Origin of the sequence: Pusillimonas noertemannii (assembly GCF_003096595.1) — a bacterium.
Taxonomy (GTDB): domain Bacteria; phylum Pseudomonadota; class Gammaproteobacteria; order Burkholderiales; family Burkholderiaceae_B; genus Pusillimonas; species Pusillimonas noertemannii.
In genome coordinates this window covers 553,138-570,963 of sequence record NZ_QEKO01000001.1, presented here as the reverse complement: position 1 = coordinate 570,963, position 17,826 = coordinate 553,138, and the positions used below count along the sequence as shown (strand labels likewise).

The window sequence follows — 17,826 nt, the reverse complement described above, 5'->3', positions numbered from 1 at the left end:
TTGATGCTCCTTTATGTGGTGGGATGCGGCCTGTCGAATCGGGTGTCAACAGGTTCTAACCCACCATGACCTCGCCCCCGTCGACGGGGATGGATTGTCCGTTGATCGCCGAAGCGCCTTCCTGGCACAGCCAGGCCACCGCGTCGGCCACCTGTTCGGGCTGCACGAGGCGACCCTGTGGATTGCTTTCGGCCAGCTTGGCCTTGGCTTCGTCGGCAGACATGCCGGTTTTGCTCATGATGTTCTCGATCGCCTCGTGTATGAGGTCGGTCTCGGTGTAGCCGGGGCAGACCGCGTTGACGGTGATGCCCTTTCGCGCCACTTCGAGCGCCAGAGAACGGGTCAGGCCGACCACGCCGTGCTTGGCGGCGCAATAGGCGGATACGTAGGCATAGCCCGCCAGCCCCGCGGTGCTGGCCACGTTGACGATGCGCCCCCACTTGGCGGAAACCATGTCGGGCAGGGCCGCCTGGATGCAGTGGAAGGTGCCGGTAAGGTTGACGGCGATCATTTGCTGCCAGCGGGCTTCGTCAAGCCTGTCGAAACGCTCGCTGGACGCCTGGCCCGCGTTGTTGACGAGGATGCTGATAAGGCCGAAGCGCTGCCTGGCCTGGTCGAAGGCCGCCTGCACATCGGCCCCCTGCGAGACATCGCCCGTGACGAAGCCGACCCGGTCGCCGCCGCCCAGCTCGGCGCAGGCCTTTTGCAGAGAGGCCTCGCCCCGCCCCATGAGGGTGACGCGCGCGCCCTGCTGCAGCAGGCGCCGCGCCACGACAAGGCCGATACCGCGCGAAGCGCCGGTAACCAAGGCGTGGCGCTCGGGGCCCGGGGTGATCATGCGCCCACCTGCTCGGCGTAGGCCGCGGCACGCTGGAAATTGGTTTCGAGCTGCTTCTTGGCGGGAAAGTACTGCTTGGGCCAGGCAATGTCGGTGTAGCCGATGTGGGCCGCTTCGCGCAGCGTCCAGGCCGCGTCGGCCAGGTGCGGGCGAGCCAGCGCGCACAGGTCGGCGCGGCCCGAGGCGATGATGCTGTTGACGTGGTCGGCCTCGAAGATGGCGCCCACGGCAATGGTGGGGATGCCGGCCTCGTTGCGGACGCGATCGGAAAAAGGTGTCTGGAACATGCGGCCGTAGACCGGCTGCTCGGCCTTGCTGACCTGCCCCGAAGAGCAGTCGATCATGTCGGCGCCCGCGGCCTTGAAGACGCGCGCGATCTCGACCGAGTCGTCGGGGGTGATGCCGCCCTCGACCCAGTCGTGAGCCGAAATGCGCACCGACATCGGCAGGTTTTCAGGCCAGGCCTCGCGCACCGCGTGGAAGACCTCGAGCGGATAGCGCAGGCGGTTTTCGAGCGAGCCGCCGTATTCGTCGTTGCGCTGGTTGGTCAGCGGCGAAATGAAGCTGGACAGCAGGTAGCCGTGGGCACAGTGCAGCTCGAGCCAGTCGAAGCCAGCCGCCGCGGCGCGGCGCGTGGAGGCAACGAACTCGTCGCGCACCTCGTCCATTTGTTCGCGCGTCATGGCCTGGGGCACTTGCGACACGCCTTCGATGTAGGGAATGGCCGAGGCCGACACCAGCGGCCAGTTGCCGGACTCGAGCGGCAGGTCGGTGCCTTCCCAGCTGACCTTGGTGGAGCCCTTGCGGCCGGCGTGGCCGATCTGCATGCCGATCTTGGCGGTGGTGTTTTCGTGCACGAAGTCGACGATGCGCTTGAAGGCGGCCGCCTGCTCGTCTGTCCATAGGCCCGGGCAGCCCGGAGTGATGCGCGCCTCGGGAGAGACGCAGGTCATTTCGACCATGACCAGGCCGGCGCCGCCCATGGCGCGCGAACCCAGGTGCACCAGATGGAAGTCGCCCGGCACGCCGTCGACGCAGGAATACATGGCCATGGGAGAAACCACGATGCGGTTCTTGAGCGTGGTGCCGCGCGCCGTGAAGGGCGTGAGCATGGGCGGCACGGGACGGTCGGAAAGCGAGCTGGCGCCGGCCTTGTCGGCCAGCCAGCGCTCGTAGTCTTCGATCCACTTGGGATCGCGCAGGCGCAGGTTTTCGTGCGAGATGCGCTGCGAGCGGGTAAGCAGCGAATAGCTGAACTGCTCGGGCTCGAAATTGGCGTAGCGCGCCACGCTCTCGAACCATTCGGTGGAGTTGCGCGCGGCGTTCTGGATCTTGAGCACCTCGACGCTGCGCACTTCTTGATAGTGCTCGAGGCCGGCCTCGAGGTTGTTGTTCTGGGCGACGATGGAGCGGTTGAGCTCGATGGCGTCTTCGAGCGCCAGCTTGGTGCCCGAGCCGATGGAAAAGTGCGCGGTGTGCGCGGCGTCGCCCATGAGCACGATGGGCACATTGCGGCCGTCGGGCAGGGTTTGATAGTGCACCCAGGTGTCGCAGATGACGCGCGGGAAGCGGATCCAGATGGCGGAGCCGCGCAGGTGCGTGGCATTGCTGACCAGCGGATTGCCGTCAAGCCAGGGGGCGAAGAGCTTTTCGCAGTAGGCGATGCCGTCTTCCTGGCTCATGGTGTCGAGCCCCGCCGCCTGCCAGGTTTCGTCAAGGGTCTCGACGATGAAGGTCGACATGCCCGACTCGAACTGATAGGCATGCGCCTGGAACCAGCCGTGCTCGGTATTGACGAAGGCGAATGTAAAGGCGTCGAATTTTTTCTCGGTGCCCAGCCAGACGAAGCGGCACTGCCGCGTGTCGATGTCGGGCTTGTAAGTGTCGGCGTAGCGGGTGCGCACCCGGCTGTTCAGGCCGTCAGAAGCAATGACCAGGTCGGCCTTGTACTTTTGCGCGATTTCCTGGTCGTCGATGACCTCGGTTTCGAACACGAGCTTTACGCCAACCTGCTCGCAGCGCTCTTGAAGGATGTTGAGCAGCTTTTTGCGGCCGATGCCGATAAAGCCGTGGCCGCCGCTGCGGATGCTGCGGTCGCGGTAGTTGATCTCGATGTCGTCCCAGTGGTTGAACGCCTCGCTGATCTGCTCGGCCGACACCGGATCGGCCTCGCGCAGGTTGCCCAGGGTAGCGTCGGAAAACACAACGCCCCAGCCGAAGGTGTCGTAGGGCCGGTTGCGCTCGATGACGGTGACTTCGTGCCGCGGGTCGCTGAGCTTCATCAAGAGGCCGAAATACAAGCCTGCGGGCCCGCCGCCGATACAAACTATGTTCATGCTATCTCCGAGTGTTAGCCTATGAGAAGCGAAAGGTCGGGTGCCGGCCCCCGCCACAACTGCAAATTTAGTTTAGGCTTAAACTATATAGCCAAAAAACCTGCCGTGCAATAGGTTTTTTCAGCTATGCCGGCAGGGCCTGCTTTTTCAGATGTTTACAGTTATCATGTTAGTTGAAGATTAAAATAACCCATCGCCAACGGGCTCTGCCGCAACTGCCATGAACGACATCCCCCCCCCGGTCGCGATCGAAGACACTCCCGATCTCGAAACACTTACCGGGCCCGAAGACCACGACGACCTTCGCCTGTGGCTGCGCTTGCTTACCTGTTGCAACCTCATCGAGGGCGACATCCGGGGCCGCCTGCGCACCGAGTACGAGACCACCCTGCCGCGCTTCGACCTCATGGCCCAGCTGCATCGTGCGCCCGAAGGCATGAAAATGAGCGAGCTTTCGCGCCACATGATGGTCACCAATGGCAACATCACCGGCATCACCGACCAGCTCGAAAAAGAAGGCTTGGTGCAACGCAACAAGGTGCTTACCGACCGGCGCAGCTCGCTGATCAAGCTTACCGCCAAGGGCAGGCGCATCTTCAAGAAAATGGCCAGTTCGCACGAGCAATGGATTCAAGACCTGCTTGCCGGGCTGTCCGAAAAAAGCCGCAAGAACCTCTTCGAGGCGCTGGGCGAACTCAAGCTGGTCGCGCAAACCCGTCTTACGCCACGCCCTTAGAGCCGCCGCCCGGCTATGCCCCGCAGCCGGCCAAGCGAATACCATGGCATCAGGCCCCTGCTTTGCCGCCTGGCACGCCGGGGCTTCTAGTAAACTGTCTCCCTGCGCCCGCGGGGCTGCAAGCCTGCCAGCAGGTGTGCGCCCGGGGCCTTCCCACCCCTTTCACGCCCCACCCTTTCATCGAGCTGCGCCATGGCCGTCAACCTGATCATTCCGCCCGAATCAGAAATCCACCCCGTCAATGGTGTCGAGATCGGCATCGCCGAAGCCGGCATCCGCAAGGCCAATCACAAAGACCTGACCGTATTCCGATTGGCGGAAGGCAGCACGGTGGCGGGCGTGTTCACCCGCAACCGCTTCCGCGCCGCCCCAGTGCAGCTGTGCGAAAGCCACCTGGCCTCCGGCCAGGCGATACGCGCGCTGGTCATCAATACAGGCAACGCCAACGCCGGCACCGGCGCAGATGGCATGCAAGTCGCCCGGCAAACCTGCGAAACAGCTGCTACGCTGCTGAATCTGCAGCCGGAACAGGTGCTGCCCTTTTCAACCGGCGTCATCCTGGAACCGCTGCCTGTCGACCGTCTGCTGGCCGCCCTGCCCGCGGCCATCGATAAGCTGAAGGCGGCCAATTGGCTGCAGGCGGCCCACAGCATCATGACCACCGACACCCAGCCCAAGGTGTCCTCGCAGCGCGTACAGATAGGCAACGAAACCGTCACCATCACGGGCATCAGCAAGGGCGCCGGCATGATACGGCCCAATATGGCCACCATGCTGGGCTTCATGGCCACCGACGCCGCCATCCCGGCCGGGCTGCTGGCCGACATGGCACGCTGCATCGCCGACCGCTCCTTCAATCGCATCACGGTCGATGGCGACACCTCGACCAACGATTCCTTCATCATCATGGCCACCGGGCGCAGCGGCCTGAGCGTCGACTCGGCCTCGTCGCCGCATTACCAGGCCCTGTACCAGGCGCTCGAAGCCGCCGCGCTCGAGCTGGCCCAGAAAATCGTGCGCGACGCCGAAGGCGCCACCAAGTTCATGACCATACAAGTCGATGAAGCCGCCAACGCCGAAGAAGCGCTGCAGGTCGCTTACGCCGTGGCCCACTCCCCCCTGGTAAAAACCGCCTTCTATGCCTCGGACCCCAACCTGGGCCGCATCCTGGCCGCCATCGGCTACGCCGGCATCGCCGACCTCGACGTCTCGCGCGTAAGCCTGTGGCTGGGCGACGTGCTGGTGGCCAGCCAGGGCCAGCGCCACCCCGGCTACCGCGAAGAAGACGGGCAGCGGGTCATGAAAGAAGCCGAGATCCCCATGCGCATCGCGCTGGGCCGGGGCCAGGTTTCTGAGACGGTATATACCTGCGATTTTTCGCACGACTACGTCAGCATCAACGCCGATTACCGTTCCTGAGGCCGGCCGCCTCATGCCTGGCGGCTTGCCCTGCCGGGGCGGCCCGCCGCCAGGCACCTGCAGCCACGCTATGTGCTTGACTTAACTGATAAAACCCAGTTAACATAGCAGGCTTGGCATTTTGCCAAAATTTTTATAGAGGTTACCCCCATGTACGCGGTCATAAAAACCGGCGGTAAGCAGTATCGAGTTACCGCAGGCCAAAAACTCAAGGTAGAACAGATACCGGCAGACATTGGGCAAGAAATCACGCTGGATCAGGTTTTATCCGTTGGCGAAGGCGAGCAGCTGCAAATCGGCGCGCCCCTCGTTTCCGGAGCCCTGGTCAAGGCAACAGTTCTTGCGCAAGGCCGGCACGACAAGGTCAAGATCTTCAAGATGCGCCGTCGCAAGCATTATCAAAAGCGCCAGGGCCATCGTCAGAACTACACCGAACTTCGCATCGACGCCATCACGGCCTGATCGAACCCCGGTATTGCATAGCAGGAGCTAAACATGGCACAGAAAAAAGGCGGCGGCTCAACGCGTAACGGCCGCGACTCAGAAGCGAAACGGCTTGGTGTGAAAATGTACGGTGGCCAGGCCATCCGTGCAGGTTCCATCATCGTTCGCCAGCGCGGCACCCAGTTCCACCCCGGCACCAATGTCGGCATCGGCAAAGACCACACGCTGTTCTCGCTGGTCGACGGTACCGTCAAGTTCGCCATCAAGGGCGCCCTGAACAAGCGCACCGTCTCGGTCGAAGCCGCCGAGTAAGCTTCAGCCCGATCGAAGCCGCAAGCCCTGCCGTCCAGGCAGGGCTTTTTTGTTTAGAATAGTTCGACCGGCGCCGTCCGGCCGCCGCAAGGCGGGCCAACGGCGTTTTTCCGCAGCGATTGCGGCCCCCACGCTCACCGACAAGCCATCATGAAATTCGTAGACGAAGCCACCATTGAAGTCATCGCCGGAAAAGGCGGCAATGGCGTCGCCAGCTTTCGCCGCGAAAAATTCATTCCCAAGGGCGGGCCCGACGGCGGCGACGGCGGGCGCGGCGGCAGCATCTATGCCGTGGCCGACCGCAACATCAATACCCTGATCGATTTCCGCTACGCGCGCCTGCACCGGGCAAAAAACGGCGAAAACGGCCGGGGCTCCGACCAGTATGGGGCGGCGGCGCCCGACATCGTGCTACGCGTGCCCGTGGGCACCACCATACTCGACGCCGAAACCGGCGAGCAGTTGTTCGACCTTGACCGCCACCAGGAAAAAGTGACACTGGCCGCCGGCGGCGAAGGCGGCATGGGCAACCTGCACTTCAAGTCCAGCACCAACCGCGCACCACGCCAGTGGACACCCGGCAAGACGGGTGAACAGCGCAAGTTGCGGCTAGAGCTCAAGGTACTGGCCGACGTCGGCCTGCTGGGCCTGCCCAATGCGGGCAAGTCCACGCTTATCAGCAAGATATCCAATGCCCGGCCCAAGATAGCCGACTACCCCTTTACCACGCTGCATCCCAACCTGGGCGTGGTGCGCACCTCTGAGTCGCGCAGTTTCGTGGTGGCCGACATTCCCGGCCTGATCGAAGGCGCTTCCGAAGGCGCGGGCCTGGGCCATCTATTCCTGCGCCACCTGTCGCGCACGCGCGTGCTGCTGCATCTGGTCGACGTTTCTTCTCCCGACCCCGATCTCGACCCGGTCGAGCAGGCGGCCGTCGACGCCCGCGCCATCGTCGAAGAACTCCGCCTCTACGACGCCGAGCTCTACTCCAAGCCGCGCTGGCTGGTGCTCAACAAGCTCGACATGGTGTCCGACCCCGAAGGCGTCAAGCAGCGCCTGTGCGAAGCACTGCAATGGGAAGGCCCGGTCTTTGCCATATCGGCGCTGTCGGGCGAAGGCACCCAAGAGCTCGTCTGGCAGCTGCAAGACTGGCTCGACGCGCAAAAAGCGCAAGAGCAGCGCCAGGCCGACATCGCGGCCGGCGTGCCGGTCGACGACGACCCGCGCTTCGATCCCGCGCGCGGCACCCCGCCCGACCCTACATTAAAATAGCCGATTTTCAGCGGCGCCCGCCGCCAGTCCGGATTCATGCGACTGCCCCTTCAGTGTTAACAGGCCCCAGCCAGATGTCCCCCGCCAATACAGCCACGCCGGTCGTCTCTCAATCCAAGCGCCTCGTCGTCAAGGTGGGGTCGTCGCTCGTCACCAACGAAGGACGCGGGCTGGACCTGGCCGCCGTGGCCCAGTGGGCGGCGCAAATAGCGGCACTGCACGCGCAGGGCAGGCAGGTGGTACTGGTCTCGAGCGGCGCCATCGCCGAGGGCATGGCCCGCCTGGGATGGGCCCGCCGGCCCAATACCATGCACGAACTGCAGGCCGCCGCGGCCGTGGGCCAGATGGGCCTGGTGCAGGCCTACGAAGTCGCGTTCGCCGGCCATGGGCTGCGCACGGCCCAGATACTGTTGACCCACGAAGACTTGTCCGACCGGCGCCGCTACCTGAACGCGCGCAGCACCCTGTACACCCTGCTCGACCTGGGCGTCGTGCCGATCGTGAACGAAAACGACACGGTCGTCACCGACGAGATCCGCCTGGGCGACAACGATACCCTGGGCGCATTGGTGACCAACCTGATCGAAGCCGAAGCCCTGGTCATTCTTACCGACCAGTCGGGCCTGTACAGCGCCGACCCCAGAAAAGACCCCTCGGCCGAGCTGATATCCACCGCCCAGGCCGGCGACCCCGCGCTTGAGACCATGGCCGGCGGCGCGGGCAGCGGCATAGGCACCGGCGGCATGCTGACCAAGGTGCTGGCGGCCCGGCGCGCGGCCAACAGCGGCGGCAGCACCGTTATTGCCTCGGGACGCGAACCCGATGTGTTGCTGCGGCTGGCCGGCGGGGAACGCATCGGCACCGAGCTTCGGGCGCTGCTTCCGGTGCGCTCGGCCCGCCAGCGCTGGCTGGTGAACCAGTTGCGCCTGCGCGGCCGCGTCATGCTCGACAAAGGCGCGGTGCAGGCCCTGACCCAGGGCCACAAAAGCCTGCTGCCCATCGGCGTGATCGCCGTCGAAGGCGAGTTCGAGCGCGGCGACGTGGTGGCCTGCATCGACGAACACGGGGTGGAATGCGGACGCGGCCTGATCAACTATTCAGCCAGCGACGCCCGTCGCATCATGCGCCAGCCCAGCGGCAAGATCGCCGACATACTGGGCAGCATGTCGGACACCGAATTGATCCATCGCGACAACATGGTGTTCTTGCGCCGCCCCGCCTAAGGCGGGGCTTCGTCCGGCCGCGCCGCCGCATCGCCACTGCCCGATGCCGCGGCCGCGCCCCACAGCACCAGCCCGCCGGTAAACATATAACCCCAGTTGTGCACCGACTTGATCGGAAGCTCGTCGTCGTGCTGCTCGACCTTGCGGCGCAGGCGGCTGACCAGCACCCCCAGCCGCTGCTTGGCCATTTGTGCATCGGCCGGGCGCTGCCCCCTTCTGTGGAAGAGATCGTCGTGGGTGGCCGCATTGTCGGGGTTCTGAAGCAGCGTGAGCATGAAATTGCGCTCGGAAGAAGTGAGGCGAAGCCGGCGGCCGGAGGGCATTTCGAGCACCCACGCCTGGTCGCGAAGCTGCCATTGGCCCTCGGAGGCCGGCGGCGAGCCTGCCGCCGCCTCGCCCTGCTGCGAGGGGCCTGCCGCTTGACGGGGCACGACAGCAGCATAGCTTTCGAGCCGGCGCTTGAGACTGTGCAGGGCAAGCACCAGGACCTGGGGAGAGCACTTGCGCGGGCACCAGGCGTCTATGCCCAGCTGCAGCGTGGCAACAAGCGCGGCATCGTCGCAGGAATCGACCTGCGCCAGCACGCCCACCCGGGGCAAGCCGGCCAGAATGCTGGCCGCGGCCCGATTGAAAGGCGTGGCCGCGGCCAGTATCGCAAGAACCGGCTCGCCATCTTGCGCGGCGCGGTCTGCCCCCAGCCTGGCCTCTTGGCGCAGGGTCGCGGCGTCGGCACAATACCGCACTTCGTAGCCGTGCTGCACGAGGGCGGCTGTGTATGCGCTGAAATCGGCAGCGGCTTGCAAGGTATAGAAGAGAACAACCGGCCTCATGGCGCACCCTACTGGACTGGCGGGAACCACAATGGAAAGCGGTATTACTGTTACATCATTTTACATGGAATCATTTCAATTGTGTTTGAATTTATCTCCAATGTGATTGAATAAGCCGATTCAATCACGTATGTGAATACGTTTGCCGATCGACTTCGCTTCGCCCGTCGCCTGCGCGGCCTGACCCAGGCCCAGCTGGCGCGCACCTGCCAGATCTCGCAAGGCGCCATCGCCAACTACGAAAGCAATACACGGCACTTTCCGCGGGCCATCTTTCAGCTTGCCACGGCCTTGAGAATCAGCGCGCAATGGCTGGCCGAAGGCACTGGCCCCATGGAATACGAAGCGCCTGCACTGGCAGGCTCGCGATACGGACTGGCCGACGGCAACCCCGCCCCGCCCGTGCTCGACTGGCCGTTCAAGGACATTTCACCCGAAATATATTGGTCGCTTTCCCAGGCCGACCGCGAACTGGTCGAAAATACCATTGCCGGCCTTATCGCATCGCTCATCCAGAAGCCCAACAACCACCCGGACTGAGCACCCGCCTTCACTTCGCATCGCGCAACAGACCTCGCCCTTGTCCGGCGCCCTAAAAAAGGCCGGACGCCCCAGGGGCGCCCGGCCGCGGCCGCAAGACGCAAACCGGCTGTGGCTACTGCTGTACCGCGTACAGGAAAAGCTCGACGCGCCGATTCTTGGCGCGGCCTTCGGCTGTGCTGTTGTCGGCAATGGGATTGCTCGGACCGCGTCCTTCGACCGTCATGTTGCCGGCCGGGACGCCCCTGCTGCCCAGATAGTTGGTGACGGCAGTGGCGCGATTGACCGAAAGCGTCTGGTTGACCGAAGCGGGGCCTGTGCTGTCGGTATAACCGATGGCCTTGGCGCGCAGCTCGGGATGCTGGACCAACGCACGGGCAACGCTGTCGAGCACCGGCAGGAGTTCGGGCTTCAGGTCGTACTTGCCCGTATCAAAGGACACGTGGCTGGGAATGTTGACCTTGAGCGTGCCGTCGGGCATTTCGATCACGTCGATGCCCAGGCTGCTGGCGCCCGATTGCTGGACATCCTGCTTCACGCCCGACCAATTGTATCCGGCGATGCCACCGGCCACGGCGCCAATGCCGGCGCCGATCAAGGCCGCCTTGCTGCTGTCTCCGATCAGCGCCCCCAAGCCCGCGCCCAACGCTGCCCCGGCTCCGGCACCCACCGCCGTTCGGCCGCCGGAGCTCATTCCACCCATGCCTTCGTTGACGCTGGCGCAGCCTGCCATCAGGGCCGCTGCGCACAGGCAAACCGCCGTGCGATTCACACGCGTTGATAAGTTCATTTTTGATTCTCCTTGTCTCAGTCAACAAAACGCTCACTGCATTCGTATGCTAGCAATGCATGTCCCCAAGCACTGTTACAGATTGATTCCCTTGAAGGAATCCCGTAGTACCCCGGGACCACCCGCCCACCTTACCGCCGCAGCCGGCGGCGCGCGACGACACACGCCTTCTTCTTGACGATTCTTTATTGTTCCAGGCAGCCCGCCGCCGATTTGGTTTACCAAGCCAATAACGATATTCGAAGGCGGGTTAACGGAATTGCGATGGCGATCGAGCCTTGCATCGCACAGAATCTCCATGAGGGCGCTGATGCGGCAACACAGATCGCTGTATGCAAGCCAGGGCCCGCAGCCCACCCACTCATAAACAACATGCATGATCTCGACAAGGAGCACGCATGGCCGATTTCCGAACCTTTTCCACCGCGAAGCGCTCTTTCGCGGTTCCGCTTCAGCCTGTCGTCGATCCCGCCGGCTGGCTGCCGCAAGACATGGCCGACATCGACGCCTGGAGCTACAGGCTGACCGACGACGACCAGGCGCAGGTGCTCGAGGCCGTAGAGGCCCAGCGCCGCATGGGCACGGCCGTGGCGCAAACCGGGGTCGAGAGTTTTCGCCTGCAGGGCGGCTTCGCCTCCGTCATGACCGACGTGCGCGAAGAGCTTCGCAACGGCCGGGGCATCGTCATGCTGCGCAACTTTCCGGTACGGCAAATGGACCGCGAGGCGACCGCCATCGCCTACCTGGGCGTGGGCTCGTATCTGGGGCGCCCCATGTCGCAGAACATGCAGGGCCACATCCTGGGACACGTCAAGGACCTGGGTGGAGACTATGCCGACCCGAACACGCGGGGCTACTTTACACGCGCGGAAATGCGCTGCCATTCAGACCCCTGCGACTACGTCGGGCTTCTGTGCCTGCAAACCGCGAAAGCCGGCGGGGCCAGCCGCGTAGCCAGTTCCGTCAGCGTCTACAACACATTGCTTCAAAGGCGCCCCGATCTTGCCGAGGTGCTCATCCAGGATTTCTATCGCTCGCGCAAGGGCGACGTCAATCCTGGCGAGCCCGCCTGGTTCAAGCAGCCCATCTTCACCTTCCACGAAGGGCGCTTCAGCGCGGTGGGCGCAGGCTCGTCCATCGACAAGGCCCAGGGCCTGCCCGGCGTGCCTCCCTGGAGCGCCGAACAGCAAGAGGCCATTGCGCTGTACCGCGAGATCGCGGAAGAGCTTCTGCTGGACATCCCCTTCCAGCCCGGAGACATACAGTTTTTGAACAACTATGTCGCCCTGCACACGCGGCGCGACTACCAGGACTGGCCCGAGCCCGAACGCAAGCGCCATCTGCTGCGGCTGTGGCTGTACGACCCCGACAATCGTCCGATTCCCCCCGAACAGCGCCACGGCTTCAGGGGACGGGGCGTGCTGCCCGCGGGCGTACAGCTGAACGCGCCGCTGGACGTGCGCGAAACGGCCTGATGCGCCCCGCCATGCGCCGCCTGAACCACTGCTACAACGTCGCCGACCTGCGAAGCGCCGCCCGGCGCCGGCTGCCCCGAGGCGTATTCGATTACCTGGACAAAGGCACGGAAGACCAGCTGTCTCTGCAGAACAATCGGCACGCCCTTGAATCCCTCAAGCTTCTGCAACGGGTGCTGGCCGATGTCTCCGACGTCCAGCCTGCCTGCGAGCTGCTTGGCGGGGCGGCTTCCATGCCCCTGGCGATTGCCCCCACCGGCATCGCCGGCCTGTGCTGGTACAAGGGCGAACTCGAACTGGCGCGCGCCGCCGCCCGGGCGGGCGTGCCGTTCACGCTGGCCACCGGCTCGAACACGCCCATGGAAGAAATCGCCGAAAGCGCCGGCGGCCGGCTCTGGTTCCAGCTTTATATGTGGCGCAAGCGCTCGCTGTCCTATGATCTCGTGCGGCGCGCCGCCGCCGCGGGCTTCGAGGCCCTGATCTGGACGGTGGACATTCCCTATCGGCCCAACCGGGAACACGACCGCCGCAACGGCTTCTACAGTCCCTACAAGCTGAACCTGCGCAGCGCCGCCGACAGCCTTTGCCACCCACGCTGGCTGGCCTCGGTGCTGGCCCGCTACCTGGCCACCACCGGCATGCCCCGGCACGCCAACTTTCCGCCGGAATACCAGCGGCGCTTCACCTCGAACGTTACCCATGCCAACGAGCTACGGGCCGACCAGCTCAGCTGGGAAGACGTCGCCCGCCTGCGCGACATCTGGCCGGGAAAGCTGATCATCAAGGGAATCATGCGGGAAGAAGACGCATGCCGGGCGGTCGCATGCGGCGTGGACGGCATCGTGGTGTCCAACCATGGCGGGCGAAACCTGGACAGCGCGCCGGCCACGCTGGAAGTGCTGCCCGGCATCGCCGCCGCGGTGGGCGGCAAGGCAACCGTGCTGGTCGATTCAGGCATACGGCGCGGCAGCGACATCGCCAAGTGCCTGGCCCTGGGCGCCAAGGGCGTGCTGGCCGGCCGCGCCACGCTCTATGGGGTGGCCGCCGGCGGCCAGGCCGGAGCAGGCCTGGCCCTGGACATTTTGCGCGAAGAACTGCGGCGCACCATGGCCTACGTGGGCTGCCAGCGCGTCGGCGACCTGGGGTCCGACGCCTTGTGGCGCCCGGCCCAGCCCCGCAGCGCCTTTACTCATTCGTAGCCCACGTTTTTCCACTACACAGACAACATGCAGACTAATCCAACCACTGTACGCCTGGAACTCCTTATCGATAACAAGGCGGTTCCCACAAATCACTACTTTGAAGTGCGCGACCCGGGAAAACGATCAAGCCTGGTTGCCATGGTGGCCAACGGAAACGCCGCTCATGCCGACCAGGCCGTGCGCGCCGCACACAGGGCCTATCTTTCGTGGCGCGACATTCCGGTGGCGCGGCGCATCGAGCTGATCCTGGACGCCGCGCAGGCGGTGGAGGCCGAGGCTTCCGCCCTGGCGGAAACACTGGTCAGGGAACAGGGCATGCTGCTCGCCGACACCCGCCGGGACGTCGCCAACGGCGTGGAGACACTGCGCGAGATCGCCGCGATCGCCGAAGACTTCCTGAAACCCGAACAGCATGAAGACGGCGAAAGCCTGATCCAGATCCACAAAGCGCCGCGAGGCGTGGTCGCGGCCATCGTGCCCTGGAACGCGCCCATGGGCTTGACCATGGCGAAGGTCGCCCCGGCGCTCGTCAGCGGCAACACCATCGTCGTCAAGCCCTCGCCTTTTGCGCCGCTGGCCGTATCCCGGGCGCTGGAACTCATCGCCCGCTTCCTTCCGGACGGCGTGGTAAACGTCGTGCACGGCGACGGCGAGATCGGCCCCGCACTGACCCGCCACCCCCTGGTGCGCAAGATCTCCTTCACGGGCGGCATAGAAACAGGCAAGGCCGTCATGGCCGCCGCGGCCGAATCGGTCAAGAACATAGGGCTGGAACTCGGCGGAAACGACCCGGCCATCGTGCTGGACGATGCCGCCCCCGAAGAGATCGTTCCCCACCTGATAAAGCGGATATTCGTCAGGTCGGGACAAGTCTGTTATGCGGTCAAGCGCATCTATGTGCCCCAGTCCATGTACGGGGCCTTCTTCGACACACTGTGTGAAGCGGTGGACCGGCTTCAGGTGGGGTACGGGCTCGATCCGCGCGCCACGCTCGCCCCCGTCAACAACCACAACCAGTTCCGCCACATCCGCGGCCTTGTCGACAGTGCGCGCCGCGACGGCGCCCAGGTACTCGAGCTGGGCGGCAGGCTGGCGCCCGAGACATGGGATGAAGGCTACTACCTGCGGCCGGCCGTCATCGGCAAGGTCGCGCCCGACGCACCGGTCGTCGTGGGCGAACAGTTCGGTCCCATCATTCCCGTCGTGCCCTACGGCTCGGAAGACGAGGCGCTTCGCATGGCCAATGGAACCGAGCACGGCCTGGGCTCGTCGATATGGACACGGGACGTCGATCGCGGCCAGGCACTGGCCAGGCGTATCGAAGCGGGGCTGACCTTCATCAACAGCCATGCCCGCACCAGGCTGGGCGATCGCCATATTCCCTTCGGCGGCGTCAAGCAAAGCGGCATCGGCCGGGTCCGTACCCGCATCGGCCTGGCCGAATACATCGAACATCACACCGTCAGCCTGGACAAACGCACCCTCGGCGCCAACCACAAGAAGGAAGACCACCATGCTACCCAACCCCGTTGAAGCCCCCGCCGGCCGATACACGGCCTGCGATGCTTTGCTCGGCGCGCTGCACGAATCGGGCGTGACACACATCTTCGGCAATCTGGGCAGCGACCACGCGGGCATCGTCCAGAGCCTGGCGCGGGCCAAGCTTGAAGGCCGCCCCATGCCCCAGGTGATACTCAGCCCCCACGAAGGCATGGCGCTGGCGGCCGCACATGGCTATGCCCAGGTCACGGGCCAGGCCCAGGCCGTGTTCGTCCACGTGGACGTGGGCACACAGAACATGGGCGGCGGGATCAGCAATGCGCTGCATGGCCGGGTGCCGGTCTTCATATTCGCCGGCCTGACCCCCTTCACGCTGGAAGGCGAGCTGCCGGGCAGCCGCAACCGTTCCGCCACCTACCTGCAGGACGTGCCCGACCAGGGCGGCATCGTGCGCCAATACGTCAAGTGGGACTACAGCATCAGAACGGGCAAGAATGTGCCGCAGCTGGTGCAGCGCGCCATGCAGATTGCCCACAGCGATCCCAAGGGCCCGGTGTATCTTACCGGCGCGCGCGAGGTGCTCGAAGAGGACGTGAGCCGCCAAAAGCTGCCGGCCGCGCAATGGCGGCCCGTGGAAGCGGCGGCGCTGCCCGACGAGCATGTGGCGGAAATCGCCCGCGCCCTGCTCCAGGCGGAAAACCCGCTGTTGATCACCTCTTATTCGGGCCGCAACGCCGCCTGCGTGGGCCAGCTTCAGCGATTGTGCGAACGCCTTGCGCTGCGGGTCGTTGAAGAGCGCCCCATTCACATGAACTTTCCCGCCGACCATCCCCTGCACCAGGGCTATCAGGCCGGCGCGCTGATCGGCGACGCCGACGTCATCGTGGTGCTCGATTGCGATGTGCCCTGGATTCCATCGGGCAAGCAGCGGCCACGCCCGGAAGCCCGCATCTTCTACGTGGATGTGGACCCCCTGAAAGAAACGATACCTTTGTGGTACATGCCTTCGGAAAGATTCCTGCGCGCGGATTCCGCCACGGCGCTTGGACAATTGAATGCCTGGCTGGACGGCGCGCCGCCCCTGGACGAAGCCCGGCGGGCAGCGCGGCTGGAAGAAGCCCGCGGCAGCCATGAAAAGATGCGCGCCGACTGGAAGCGCAAGGCGACGCTGCGTGCCGACGGCACGATCACGCCCGAGATGGTCACGGCCTGCCTGAACGAATTACTGGATTCCGACGCCATTGTCGTCAACGAGGCGGTAACCAACGCCAGCGCTGTCTTTCAGCACTTGCCGCGCACGCAGCCGGGCACCTTCTTCGGCAGCGGCGGCAGCTCTCTGGGCTGGGCGGGCGGAGCCGCGCTGGGCATCAAGCTTGCCGCGCCCGATCGGGACGTGGTGTGCTTTACCGGCGATGGCTCGTTCTTTTTCATCAACCCCTCGTCGGTCTACTGGTGCGCGCGCCGCTACCAGGCGCCGTTCCTGACGGTCGTGTTCAACAACCAGGGCTGGAATGCCACCCAGCAAAACTTCAAGCGTATCCATGGCGCCGGCTCGCCGATGGACATCGGCGACTGCGTGAGCCTGGCCCCCTCTGCCGATTTCGGCGGCATCGCCCAGGCGGCCGGCGGGGCGCTGGCACTGACGGTGCAAACCGCCGAAGAGCTTCCGGGCATGCTGGCCCGGGCGCTTGCTGCCACGAGATCAGGGCAGTGCGCGGTACTGGACGTGCGGCTGCCGGGCATTTGAAACCCGGCAGCCGTCCCGGCGGGCGGGCCTTTTGCAAAAAGGGCTCGCCCGCCTTCCTGCAATGGCCTATTGGCGCTTCACGATGATTTCCTGCCAGAGCTCATTCCACTTGTCGAACTCGTCAAGGAACTCCGCCTTGTCGACGATGGTGAACTCCACATTGGAAAACGGCGTTTCGATGTTCTTTCGAGTAGGTACGTAATTGCTTTGCGCGAACACCTGCTGGCCGTCGGTAAGCATGTATTCGTAGAACAAAAGCGCCGCGTGGGAATGCCGCGGCTTGGCGGCGACCCCCATGCTGAACGACACCGCAACACGCGGCTGCAGCAGTACGTAGTCGATCGGCGCACCCTTTTTCTGGGCCGAGATGACCGAATGCCCGTACACCGTAAGGCCCAACGGCACCTCGCCCGCCGCCACCAGATTGTTCAGCAACGAGTGGCCATTGCGCACCGAAAGCCCGTTGCCCGCCACAAGGTTGCGAAAGTACTTCAGGCCGGCCTCTTCGCCCATGCTGTTGACCACGGACGAAAACCACTCTTCGTCGGTCGCTTCGATGCCCAGCTTGCCCTTCCACTTGGGGTCGAGCAGGTCTTTGTACGACTGGGGCAGATCTTCCTTGCGAATTATTCCGGTGTTGTAGGCCTGCACCACGGGATTGACGAACGTGGAGACCCACTCTTTGTGCGGCGCAATCGACCCTGTGATCAATCCGTCCTGCAAAGGCGACGATACGGGCTGCAGCATCTTGTCCCGATGCAGCATTTCCATCTCGAGCGTCCCCATGTTGACGATGTCCGCGCCCGGCTTGCCCGCCTGGGCCTCGGAACCGAGGCGCTGCAGGATGGAGCGGTCTCCCGCGCGCCACAGGTTGACCTTGACGTCGTATTTTTTCTCGAAGTCGGCTTTCAGTTTTTGCGCCACCGCATTGGCGATCGAGGTATAGACGGTAAGCGTGCCTTCTTTCTGGGCTTGCTCGATCAGCGCCTGGCGATCGCCCTTCTGGCTGTCCAGCAAGGACTGGATGCTGGGCGACTGGGCGGCCATGGCCGGGAATGCCGGCAAGACGCACACGGCCAATACGCATACGAAACTCTTCAATCGTTGCATCTTCAAGTCTGTCTCCTCCTGTACGTGCATCTGGCCCGCGGCAATGTCAGTA

16 protein-coding genes are annotated in these 17,826 nt (G+C 64.4%); 11 read left to right on the top strand and 5 right to left on the bottom strand.

Features of this window, described 5'->3' with window-relative positions; genetic code table 11:
* Positions 1-55: 55 nt before the first annotated feature.
* Positions 56-838 carry an SDR family NAD(P)-dependent oxidoreductase gene (locus tag C7440_RS02650; RefSeq protein ID WP_116517374.1) on the bottom strand — a complete coding sequence of 261 codons (783 nt, stop codon included), beginning with the start codon at positions 836-838 and terminating at the stop codon, positions 56-58.
* The gene (locus tag C7440_RS02645) at positions 835-3,174 is read right to left on the bottom strand and encodes a bifunctional salicylyl-CoA 5-hydroxylase/oxidoreductase (RefSeq protein ID WP_116517373.1); all 2,340 of its coding nucleotides are present in this window, start codon (positions 3,172-3,174) and stop codon (positions 835-837) included. Before C7440_RS02645 ends, C7440_RS02650 begins: the two co-directional genes overlap by 4 nt.
* 247 nt (positions 3,175-3,421) lie before the next feature.
* Between C7440_RS02645 and C7440_RS02640 the strand changes: the two genes are divergently transcribed.
* The 6 genes from C7440_RS02640 (at position 3,422) to proB (ending at position 8,580) form a co-directional block, all read left to right on the top strand.
* Positions 3,422-3,910 (top strand): MarR family winged helix-turn-helix transcriptional regulator, encoded by a 489-nt coding sequence (locus C7440_RS02640; protein WP_026068194.1) that lies wholly within the window; start codon positions 3,422-3,424, stop codon positions 3,908-3,910.
* Between the two features lie 192 nt (positions 3,911-4,102).
* Positions 4,103-5,329, top strand: coding sequence for a bifunctional glutamate N-acetyltransferase/amino-acid acetyltransferase ArgJ (argJ, locus tag C7440_RS02635; protein WP_116517371.1), 1,227 nt, complete (start codon positions 4,103-4,105; stop codon positions 5,327-5,329).
* A gap of 150 nt (positions 5,330-5,479) precedes the next feature.
* Positions 5,480-5,791: a 50S ribosomal protein L21 gene (gene rplU / locus C7440_RS02630; protein ID WP_017525700.1), complete on the top strand. Its 312-nt coding sequence runs from the start codon at positions 5,480-5,482 to the stop codon at positions 5,789-5,791.
* A 33-nt stretch (positions 5,792-5,824) separates the two neighbouring features.
* Complete coding sequence (rpmA, locus tag C7440_RS02625) at positions 5,825-6,085, top strand: 50S ribosomal protein L27 (protein WP_116517370.1); 261 nt, start codon at positions 5,825-5,827, stop codon at positions 6,083-6,085.
* A gap of 150 nt (positions 6,086-6,235) precedes the next feature.
* Positions 6,236-7,357 carry a GTPase ObgE gene (gene obgE, locus C7440_RS02620; RefSeq protein ID WP_116517369.1) on the top strand — a complete coding sequence of 374 codons (1,122 nt, stop codon included), beginning with the start codon at positions 6,236-6,238 and terminating at the stop codon, positions 7,355-7,357.
* A gap of 74 nt (positions 7,358-7,431) precedes the next feature.
* Positions 7,432-8,580: a glutamate 5-kinase gene (proB, locus tag C7440_RS02615; protein WP_116517368.1), complete on the top strand. Its 1,149-nt coding sequence runs from the start codon at positions 7,432-7,434 to the stop codon at positions 8,578-8,580.
* Here proB and C7440_RS02610 read toward each other — a convergent pair.
* On the bottom strand, positions 8,577-9,410 hold the full coding sequence (locus tag C7440_RS02610) for a winged helix-turn-helix domain-containing protein (protein WP_116517367.1): 834 nt from the start codon (positions 9,408-9,410) through the stop codon (positions 8,577-8,579). The two genes, proB and C7440_RS02610, sit on opposite strands and share 4 nt — an antisense overlap.
* Positions 9,411-9,542: 132 nt before the next feature.
* Between C7440_RS02610 and C7440_RS02605 the strand changes: the two genes are divergently transcribed.
* Positions 9,543-9,950, top strand: coding sequence for a helix-turn-helix domain-containing protein (locus C7440_RS02605; protein ID WP_165832423.1), 408 nt, complete (start codon positions 9,543-9,545; stop codon positions 9,948-9,950).
* 115 nt (positions 9,951-10,065) lie between these two features.
* On the opposite strand, the gene C7440_RS02600 is transcribed toward C7440_RS02605, so the two are convergent.
* A complete protein-coding gene (locus C7440_RS02600; RefSeq protein WP_026068193.1) occupies positions 10,066-10,740 on the bottom strand; it encodes a YiaD family glycine zipper/OmpA-like lipoprotein in 675 nt (224 codons plus the stop codon).
* Positions 10,741-11,138: 398 nt separating this feature from the next.
* Between C7440_RS02600 and C7440_RS02595 the strand changes: the two genes are divergently transcribed.
* Genes C7440_RS02595 through C7440_RS02580 form a run of 4 tightly spaced genes read left to right on the top strand, consistent with a single transcriptional unit; the run spans position 11,139 to position 16,664 of the window.
* Positions 11,139-12,215, top strand: coding sequence for a TauD/TfdA family dioxygenase (locus tag C7440_RS02595; protein WP_116517365.1), 1,077 nt, complete (start codon positions 11,139-11,141; stop codon positions 12,213-12,215).
* 11 nt (positions 12,216-12,226) lie between these two features.
* Positions 12,227-13,414 (top strand): alpha-hydroxy acid oxidase, encoded by a 1,188-nt coding sequence (locus C7440_RS02590; RefSeq protein ID WP_100224253.1) that lies wholly within the window; start codon positions 12,227-12,229, stop codon positions 13,412-13,414.
* Between the two features lie 27 nt (positions 13,415-13,441).
* A complete protein-coding gene (locus C7440_RS02585) occupies positions 13,442-14,950 on the top strand; it encodes an aldehyde dehydrogenase family protein (RefSeq protein WP_218940596.1) in 1,509 nt (502 codons plus the stop codon).
* Positions 14,931-16,664, top strand: coding sequence for a thiamine pyrophosphate-requiring protein (locus C7440_RS02580; RefSeq protein WP_116517363.1), 1,734 nt, complete (start codon positions 14,931-14,933; stop codon positions 16,662-16,664). The genes C7440_RS02585 and C7440_RS02580 overlap by 20 nt, the downstream gene beginning before the upstream one ends.
* A gap of 66 nt (positions 16,665-16,730) precedes the next feature.
* Here the strand turns inward: C7440_RS02580 and C7440_RS02575 are convergent, their stop codons facing one another.
* Positions 16,731-17,774 carry an ABC transporter substrate-binding protein gene (locus C7440_RS02575; RefSeq protein WP_040549572.1) on the bottom strand — a complete coding sequence of 348 codons (1,044 nt, stop codon included), beginning with the start codon at positions 17,772-17,774 and terminating at the stop codon, positions 16,731-16,733.
* Positions 17,775-17,826 lie beyond the last annotated feature (52 nt).

Excerpts from the sequence above, each read along its gene's own strand:
- C7440_RS02650 (WP_116517374.1), bottom strand. The coding sequence starts at position 838 with ATGATCACCCCGGGCCCCGAGCGCCACGCCTTGGTTACCGGCGCTTCG.
- C7440_RS02645 (WP_116517373.1), bottom strand. The coding sequence starts at position 3,174 with ATGAACATAGTTTGTATCGGCGGCGGGCCCGCAGGCTTGTATTTCGGC.
- argJ (WP_116517371.1), top strand. The coding sequence starts at position 4,103 with ATGGCCGTCAACCTGATCATTCCGCCCGAATCAGAAATCCACCCCGTC.
- rplU (WP_017525700.1), top strand. The coding sequence starts at position 5,480 with ATGTACGCGGTCATAAAAACCGGCGGTAAGCAGTATCGAGTTACCGCA.
- rpmA (WP_116517370.1), top strand. The coding sequence starts at position 5,825 with ATGGCACAGAAAAAAGGCGGCGGCTCAACGCGTAACGGCCGCGACTCA.
- obgE (WP_116517369.1), top strand. The coding sequence starts at position 6,236 with ATGAAATTCGTAGACGAAGCCACCATTGAAGTCATCGCCGGAAAAGGC.
- proB (WP_116517368.1), top strand. The coding sequence starts at position 7,432 with ATGTCCCCCGCCAATACAGCCACGCCGGTCGTCTCTCAATCCAAGCGC.
- C7440_RS02610 (WP_116517367.1), bottom strand. The coding sequence starts at position 9,410 with ATGAGGCCGGTTGTTCTCTTCTATACCTTGCAAGCCGCTGCCGATTTC.
- C7440_RS02600 (WP_026068193.1), bottom strand. The coding sequence starts at position 10,740 with ATGAACTTATCAACGCGTGTGAATCGCACGGCGGTTTGCCTGTGCGCA.
- C7440_RS02595 (WP_116517365.1), top strand. The coding sequence starts at position 11,139 with ATGGCCGATTTCCGAACCTTTTCCACCGCGAAGCGCTCTTTCGCGGTT.
- C7440_RS02590 (WP_100224253.1), top strand. The coding sequence starts at position 12,227 with ATGCGCCGCCTGAACCACTGCTACAACGTCGCCGACCTGCGAAGCGCC.
- C7440_RS02585 (WP_218940596.1), top strand. The coding sequence starts at position 13,442 with ATGCAGACTAATCCAACCACTGTACGCCTGGAACTCCTTATCGATAAC.
- C7440_RS02580 (WP_116517363.1), top strand. The coding sequence starts at position 14,931 with ATGCTACCCAACCCCGTTGAAGCCCCCGCCGGCCGATACACGGCCTGC.
- C7440_RS02575 (WP_040549572.1), bottom strand. The coding sequence starts at position 17,774 with ATGCAACGATTGAAGAGTTTCGTATGCGTATTGGCCGTGTGCGTCTTG.